At 53.5% G+C, this 7021-nt stretch carries 8 protein-coding genes and 1 pseudogene; 4 read left to right on the forward strand and 5 right to left on the reverse strand.

Annotated features, from left to right (window positions below; all coding sequences use genetic code 11):
- The 3 genes and pseudogenes from H7A81_RS27825 to H7A81_RS27830 all read right to left on the reverse strand — a co-directional run.
- Positions 1 to 100 (reverse strand): peptidase dimerization domain-containing protein (locus H7A81_RS27825; protein ID WP_255479034.1); only part of this gene is annotated, 100 nt, incomplete at its 3' end.
- Between the two features lie 11 nt (positions 101 to 111).
- Positions 112 to 1077 (reverse strand): annotated as a pseudogene (gene argS, locus H7A81_RS24335) (arginine--tRNA ligase); the annotation flags it as partial.
- Positions 1078 to 1245: 168 nt separating this feature from the next.
- Entirely contained in the window at positions 1246 to 1368 is a 123-nt protein-coding gene (locus H7A81_RS27830; protein WP_007889544.1) for a hypothetical protein, read from the reverse strand.
- A 319-nt stretch (positions 1369 to 1687) separates the two neighbouring features.
- Here H7A81_RS27830 and H7A81_RS24340 point away from each other — a divergent pair, with 319 nt between their 5' ends.
- On the forward strand, positions 1688 to 2242 hold the full coding sequence (locus H7A81_RS24340) for a VOC family protein (RefSeq protein ID WP_182058982.1): 555 nt from the start codon (positions 1688 to 1690) through the stop codon (positions 2240 to 2242).
- On the opposite strand, the gene H7A81_RS24345 is transcribed toward H7A81_RS24340, so the two are convergent.
- Positions 2239 to 3378 carry a MalY/PatB family protein gene (locus H7A81_RS24345; RefSeq protein ID WP_182058983.1) on the reverse strand — a complete coding sequence of 380 codons (1140 nt, stop codon included), beginning with the start codon at positions 3376 to 3378 and terminating at the stop codon, positions 2239 to 2241. The two genes, H7A81_RS24340 and H7A81_RS24345, sit on opposite strands and share 4 nt — an antisense overlap.
- Positions 3379 to 3463: 85 nt before the next feature.
- On the opposite strand from H7A81_RS24345, the gene cutC reads away from it, so the two are divergent.
- Entirely contained in the window at positions 3464 to 4216 is a 753-nt protein-coding gene (gene cutC, locus H7A81_RS24350) for a copper homeostasis protein CutC (protein ID WP_034828632.1), read from the forward strand.
- A 169-nt stretch (positions 4217 to 4385) separates the two neighbouring features.
- A complete protein-coding gene (locus H7A81_RS24355; RefSeq protein WP_034828634.1) occupies positions 4386 to 5246 on the forward strand; it encodes a hypothetical protein in 861 nt (286 codons plus the stop codon).
- 41 nt (positions 5247 to 5287) lie between these two features.
- On the opposite strand, the gene H7A81_RS24360 is transcribed toward H7A81_RS24355, so the two are convergent.
- Positions 5288 to 6385: a glycerol dehydrogenase gene (locus H7A81_RS24360; protein WP_160832824.1), complete on the reverse strand. Its 1098-nt coding sequence runs from the start codon at positions 6383 to 6385 to the stop codon at positions 5288 to 5290.
- Between the two features lie 175 nt (positions 6386 to 6560).
- Here H7A81_RS24360 and H7A81_RS24365 point away from each other — a divergent pair.
- On the forward strand, positions 6561 to 7021 hold a 461-nt coding region (locus H7A81_RS24365), incomplete at its 3' end, for a LysE family translocator (protein ID WP_182058984.1).

Here is a 7021-nt window from a genome sequence, read left to right on the forward strand (position 1 = left end):
GACGAATTTTCCCCAGCGCATCTGCGGCCAGATAAATGGCATTGATACCCAGTTCTGGCATTGCGCCGTGTGCCGTTTTACCGTGGGTTTCACAGCGCAACCACAGTGCACCTTTATGGCCAATGTATCGGTGGTGGTGTAGAGGTAGCCGCCATCCTTTTTCTGGATGATCACGCCCATCGCTTCGCCTTCCTTGTTTTTGAACTCATCAAGGAACACCACGGTTGCGCCTTCGCTGGTTACGGCCAGCCCTTTTTCACGCAAATCGCTGACGATGCCAGGCAACATATCGTTGTACAGGCTTTCACCCATCACATCTTTACGCGTCAGCGTCACGTTCAGGCGGTCATAGACTTCCTGATTCTGGCTCATGGTGATATCCACCAGTTTTTTCCACATAGCACGGCAATATTCGTCGCCGCCTTGCAGTTTCACCACATAACCACGGGCGCGTTCGGCGAAGGCTTCGTCCGCATCATAGGTGACCTTGGCTTCCCGGTAGAACTCTTCCAGATCCGCCAGCGCGATATCTTCGTGGTGCTCATTCTGTTGCTTTTCCAGATAGGCAATCAGCATACCGAACTGAGTACCCCAATCGCCGACGTGGTTGGCGCGGATCACGTTGTGGCCGAGAAATTCCAGCGTACGTACCGCAGCGTCACCGATGATGGTGGAACGGACGTGACCGACGTGCATCTGCTTGGCGACGTTGGGTGCCGAGTAGTCAATGACAACGGTTTGTGGCTTGAGGCTGCTGACGCCAAGGCGCGGCAATTGCAGAGCCTGCGCGGCCTGGGTAGCCAACCAGTTGCGATCGAGGAAGATATTAATGAAGCCGGGGCCGGCGATTTCGACTTTGCTGGCGATGCCGGCGAGATCCAGATGCTGAATCACCTGTTCAGCCAGCTGGCGCGGAGCCTGACCGAGCTTTTTCGCCACAGCCATGATACCGTTCGCCTGATAATCGCCGAACTGCACTTTAGCCGACTGACGAACCTGAGGTTCACAATCTGCTGGCGCACCCGCCGCTACCATTGCCTGACCGACTTTATCGGATAGAAGAGCCTGAATATTCACCGCGTTACCTTCATATGCTGAAAAGGCCCGCCAGTGGCGGCGAGCCGATGCCTTCATCCCGCAACAGCGCGGCGGGACGGAAAAATAAGAGGGGAAGTATACGTGAAATGTTAAAGTGCGTCAGCTTTTAGCATGCGCAATGGCGGGTAACAGCAACCCGCGCGCCGATTAACGGCGACGCGGGTGACGACGAGGATTTTTAACGCTTTTGTCTTCACGCACCTTCCAGTGGCGGGAAATTGCAAATCCCATCAATGCAATCAGGACCGCGACAACAATGAGCATAGACATAGAGCCATTCCTTGTAGTTGTGAAACACAAATTTATAAGAAAGGGTATCAAGCTGCAATTGTTTGCAACTGAAATAAGACTTATCTCATTGTGTTAATTATCGTTAATATTAACAGTGATTTAAGGTGTTTTCATAAAGTAACCGCTGGACCTATTTAGGCGAATAATCCTAAAGAGAGGGCCTATTTATGCGGTTTCAGGTCTTTTCCATGATGAAATCGGAGGAATCCGACGACTTTGTCAAGCGGATTCTGAAGCGCTGCTGTTTTTAAATTGATTAAAATAATTGAACTGATATTGATGTGTCTGGAGTGTTGAAATGAATTTTCCTGCGGAACTGAGTGATTTAGAACAAGACCTGGCTCGATTTGAGCACTCCTTGCAGCAATTTGCTGAAAGATTAGGGCTGCGGTTATCAGAACATGAGGCCGATCACCTGGCGGTGCGCTGCCATCAGTTCGCCACGGCGGAGCGCTGGAAGGCGGGATTGCAGCAGATGGGCAGTCAGTTTTCCGAAGCAATGATCAACGGACGCCCGATCTGCTTGTTCAAATTGCATCAGCCGTTAACGATCGCTGGATGGCAGGTCGATGTGATTGAGTTACCCTGGCCGGGTGAGAAATTGTATCGCCATGAAGGCTGGGAACATGTGGAAATCGTGTTGCGCGGTGAGCCCGAAACATTGGGTGTGCGCGCGATGGCATTGCTCTCCGATCATGCACTGACGCAACCCGGCATTTCGTTCAAAACCAGCGCGCCAAAAGGTGAGCATGAGCGTTTGCCCAACCCGACACTGGCGGTGACGGACGGGCAAACCACCATCAAGTTTCATCCCTGGCGACTGGAAGAAATTGTCGCCAGCGAACAAGGCTAACGCCGTGCCATGACTGCGCTATGCAATCGGCTCACCGCCTGTTCCAGTAAGACGCGCGTACAGCCGAAGTTAAAGCGCACGAAGTTGTCATCACCAAAATCGCGGCCGGGTGAAAAACCGAGGCCGTGTTTTTCAAAATAGAGCGCGGGGCTGGCCACATCCAGCTGGCTGGCATCAATCCAGCCAAGATAGGTCGCTTCGGGCGAATTCATGTGCAGTTCGGGGAGTGCATTCACCTGCGCCACCAGCCAGTCGCGATTCGCCCGCAGGTATTGGATTTGCGCCTCCAGCCATGCATCACCTTCACGCCAGGCTGCTTCAGCTGCCACCAGTGCGAGAATATCGACTCCTGGCACAATACCTTCGCGTACCTGTTTAAACCGTTTGCGTAATTCAGGGTTGGGGATAATCGCCATCGATGCACCGAGACCAGCGATGTTGAAGGTTTTCGAGGGCGATATCAGCGTAATGCTGCGCTGTGCGGCATCATCACTCAATGCTGCAAAAGGAATATGGCGGCAATCGGGCGACAAAATCAAATCACAGTGAATTTCATCAGAACAAACGATTAAATCGTGTTGCTGAGCAAACGCCAGTTGCGCCTCCAGTTCCTCGCGACGATACACGGTGCCGCCGGGGTTTTGCGGGTTGCACAGCATCAGCAGGTGTTCATTGCCCTGCATCGCAGCCGTATCGAGATCGACGACCCAGCGGCCATGCTGTAAATGCAGCGGCAAGTTGATCTGTTCACGCTCGGCGAGTTTTGAGGCCGCGCGGAACGGTGGATAAATCGGCGTTGGCGCGACTGTGCGTTGCCCAGCCTCGGTAAACGCGCGGACCGAAAGGTTAAGACCACTGACGACGCCAGGCAGCATAACGATCCATTCCGGCTGAATATGCCAGTTGTAGCGCTGCGCCAGGCGGGAAACAGTGATATCAATCAATCCTGTGGGTGTGCCACCATAGCCAAAAACACCGTGATCGGCGCGTTTTTTAATGGCCTCAATAATGCAGGGCGGCGAGCGAAAATCAGTGTCTGCAACCCATAAAGGCAGCACATCACGATCGCCATATTTGTGCCACTTCAAACTATCGCTGTGACGACGGTCTATCCATTGATCAAAATCGAATGCCATAGTGAGGTTTCCACGTAAACTGTCCAATTAAGCAGACTAACTTAAGCCATCCTCTCGAGCCAGAAGTCATGAAAAGGAGCAAGCTATGACGAAACTGGAAATTTGTTGCTACGGCATCGACTGTGCAATGACTGCACAGCAGTCCGGTGCCGATCGCGTGGAACTGTGCAGTGCCCCACGCGAAGGCGGGTTGACGCCGTCAGCTGGCGTGCTGGAAGCCGCACAACGTGAACTGTCCATACCGGTTCACCCGATTGTTCGCCCGCGTGGCGGCGATTTTTGTTACACCGCACAGGAATTTGAGGTGATGAAATCCGATGTTGCACTGATGCGTGAACTCGGTTTCCCTGGCGTGGTGATCGGCATGCTGGATGAAGATGCCCATGTTGATATTGTGCGCATGCGGCAGATCATGGCGCTCAGTGATGGCATGGCGGTGACCTTCCACCGCGCTTTTGATTTGTGCCACAGCCCCAAACGTTCGCTGGACGTACTGACGGATTTAGGCGTTGCGCGTATTTTGACTTCCGGCCAGCAGCAGAGCGCGGAAACTGGAATTGCATTGTTGCGGGAACTAAATGAACTGAGCACGGGTCCAATTATCATGGCCGGTGCAGGTGTTCGTTTGAGCAATTTGCAGAAATTTATCGATAGTGGTCTGCAGGAAGTTCACAGCTCCGCCAGCCGACTGGTTGCTTCGCCGATGCGCTACCGTAAAGCCGGTGTCTCCATGTGCTCCGAAGCAGAAGTCGACGAATTCAGCCGAACTTGTGTCGACGGCGATGTGGTCGAAGCGATGAAAAGCATGCTGGAAATGACCGCAGTTCGTGTCGCCTGAGTTCGCACCCCTTTTGCCGCGCAGCACGCCAAAACTCTGACGTGATGTTTGCAAGTACCAAACCCCAGTGAGTTTTGCTGGGGTTCTTTTTGTCTGCTGTACAGCCGTTGATAGCGCATTGTTAAAAAAGATGCTTTGATTACTTTATGGCTTAGCGCGGATAACATTCATGAAATCCTACTCTTGTGCTGTTTTAGTGCTGTTGTTTCCCTTGTCTGGTTCAGCGCTGGCGGTGAGCACTGCCTGTCCGCCTCTGAGCAAAAATATTACCAGCAGCAACAACTGGATCATGCTGGGTGGTGATGCCAAAGGCGCGGTACGTCAGGTCGTAGCCGGTGAGTTTGGTAAAGATGTCGATTCGCAAAAACGCGTGCTGGGGCAGTTCGATCAGTGCGGGGATTTGATGGTTGCCGACATTACGTATGACAAGAACGAAGGCAACGTGGTGCTGACCATGGAACAGCACATCGCCCGCGTGCAGCGAGGTTGGGTGGCGGAGTATGCCTACCTGGTCAAAGTGGTAAAAGCGGGCAAAGAGGAAGTGGTGGATAACCGTCAGGGCACCATCAGCTGGCAAATGGGTCAGCATGGCAACATCATCAGTTCTTCCGACAAATTTACCAGCATGGGCAAGGATGGCTTCACCGATACCACTTACCGCTATGACAAACATTTTCGTCTGGAGAAAAGCGTCGCGCGCGGCAGTGATGTGATGACCAACGGAGAGAGCACCTGGCGCTGGAATCCACAAGGGCTGGTCACCTCATCGTCCAGTGCACGCGGTAAAGACACCTACAGTTATGATAAGCAGTGGCGAGAGCTGCGGCTTAATGGCTTCGCTACCACGCCTGTCAGTACCTTAAGTTCAGTTGACGAGTGTCAGTTATGGGATGAGGTGGGCAACTGTACGCTAAGTTATCTGCATGAAACCGAGGTGTTTGCTAAAGGCACCATCGAGCGCCACCTGAGTTCTGCGTACAAATATCAGTACTGGGATCGCCCGCCAGCCGTAGCGGATGACGGGGAGTAAACGCGGTTGGTCCGGGCGCACCGTGGTGCGCCCAACCTCTTTTACTGCACGGTTTTACTGAAGGCATCCACTGCGACAATCGCGTTGGCAATATCCTCTGGCGACAAGTTCGGGTTGAGGTTCTTCAATGTATCCCCCTCGCTGTTCGCCAGCGCCCCGACGCGCAGCAGATTCTCCCAGGATTCATTCTCCAGATGCAGCTCTTTCAACGTGGTCGGCATCTTGATGGAACGGTAGAAGCGGATATAGCGCGCAATCTCCTCATCCGGACGCTGCTCCAGCACCATTTGCGTCAGCGTGCCGTAAGCGACTTTCTCGCCGTGCGTCAGATGATGGATATCGCCATCAATCGCGGTAAAGCCATTATGAATGGCGTGCGCACCCGCCAATCCGGCATTCTCGAATCCGAGTCCTGAAAGCAGGGTATTGGCTTCCACCACGGCTTCGACGGCAGGCGTCACGCGCTTCTCACTCACCGCGGTGTAAGCACTGTAGCCCCATGTCAGGAGCGTCTCTTCACAAGCACGCGCAATGGCGGTGCCTGCAATGGTCGGATCGCCGTTGACCATCGATTTGGCGTGCGAGCGCAGCACGGCCTGTGCTTCAACCCAGGTGGCCAGACCATCGGCAATGCCGGAGGCGAACAAGCGGGCTGGTGCACCGGCACAAACCGCGGTATCCACTAGCACCAGATCCGGGTTTTTGCTGTAGAAGCGATAGCTCTCAAATACGCCGCTGTCTGAATAAATCACGGATAGCGCGCTGCAGGGCGCATCCGTCGAGGCCACGGTCGGTACTATGGCGACCGGCTGCTTAAGCTCATCCGCAATCGCTTTTACGGTATCCAGCGTTTTACCGCCGCCAAGGCCCACCACCACATTGCTGCCTTGTGATTTCGCCAGCTGCGTTAAACGATTGATCTCGTTGCTGGAGGCTTCACCGTTAAACTGCTGCCAGCTGAACTCAATGCCTGCCGCTTTTAACGTTTTCTGTGTGCGTTCACCAATCAGTTTCCAGACGATGTCATCGGCGACCAAAAATGCATGCTGGCCCAGCTCGGCCACATAGGTCCCCAATTCATCCAGCACACCTGCACCCTGAACATACTTACGCGGAGAAGAAAAAATGAATTTACTCATAGCGACAACTCCTTGATGTGAGAAAAGCCGTTGCCGATAAAGTGACACAGATAAATGACGGAGATTTAACCATTACTGGCAAGTTGAGAATTATTATCAATTACTGACGGAAGGTAACTATCGTCAAGATGTTGCGGCAAGGTTAAGATAGCGGCGAACTGACAGGGAGCTCGCCATGACACTGATATTTTCATTTCTTTTTGCCATTACTATTTTGACGTTAACGCCAGGCTTTGATACCGCGCTGGTGCTGCGTTCCGCAGCCGCGCAAGGCTGGAAACGGGCATCAGCCACCGCATTGGGCGTCACCATGGGCTGTCTGGTGTGGGGCGTTGCGGTGGGACTGGGTCTCGGCGCGCTGCTGCTGGCTTCCGAAATGGCGTATAACCTGTTGAAGTGGGTCGGCGCCGCCTATCTGTTATACCTCGGCGTCAAACTGCTGCTGAATCCCCGCACTCAGGCGGAAGAGAGCCAAAGCGTGCAAGGTAAAGAGCAGAGCTATTTCGCCTGCTTCTCGCGAGGATTATTCGGCAATCTGTTAAATCCGAAAGTCGGTGTGTTTTATGTCACTTTCCTGCCACAGTTTATTCCGGCCGGTGCGTCAGTGGCGCTATGGTGCACCCTGATGGCGTTAAC

This window comes from Pantoea sp. ME81, assembly GCF_903970985.1.
Taxonomy (GTDB): domain Bacteria; phylum Pseudomonadota; class Gammaproteobacteria; order Enterobacterales; family Enterobacteriaceae; genus Pantoea; species Pantoea communis.

What these genes read in the sequence shown, in the direction of transcription:
- H7A81_RS24360 (WP_160832824.1), bottom strand. Translation starts at nt 6,385, where the DNA reads ATGAGTAAATTCATTTTTTCTTCTCCGCGTAAGTATGTTCAGGGTGCA.
- H7A81_RS24355 (WP_034828634.1), top strand. Translation starts at nt 4,386, where the DNA reads ATGAAATCCTACTCTTGTGCTGTTTTAGTGCTGTTGTTTCCCTTGTCT.
- H7A81_RS27830 (WP_007889544.1), bottom strand. Translation starts at nt 1,368, where the DNA reads ATGTCTATGCTCATTGTTGTCGCGGTCCTGATTGCATTGATGGGATTT.
- cutC (WP_034828632.1), top strand. Translation starts at nt 3,464, where the DNA reads ATGACGAAACTGGAAATTTGTTGCTACGGCATCGACTGTGCAATGACT.
- H7A81_RS24345 (WP_182058983.1), bottom strand. Translation starts at nt 3,378, where the DNA reads ATGGCATTCGATTTTGATCAATGGATAGACCGTCGTCACAGCGATAGT.
- H7A81_RS24340 (WP_182058982.1), top strand. Translation starts at nt 1,688, where the DNA reads ATGAATTTTCCTGCGGAACTGAGTGATTTAGAACAAGACCTGGCTCGA.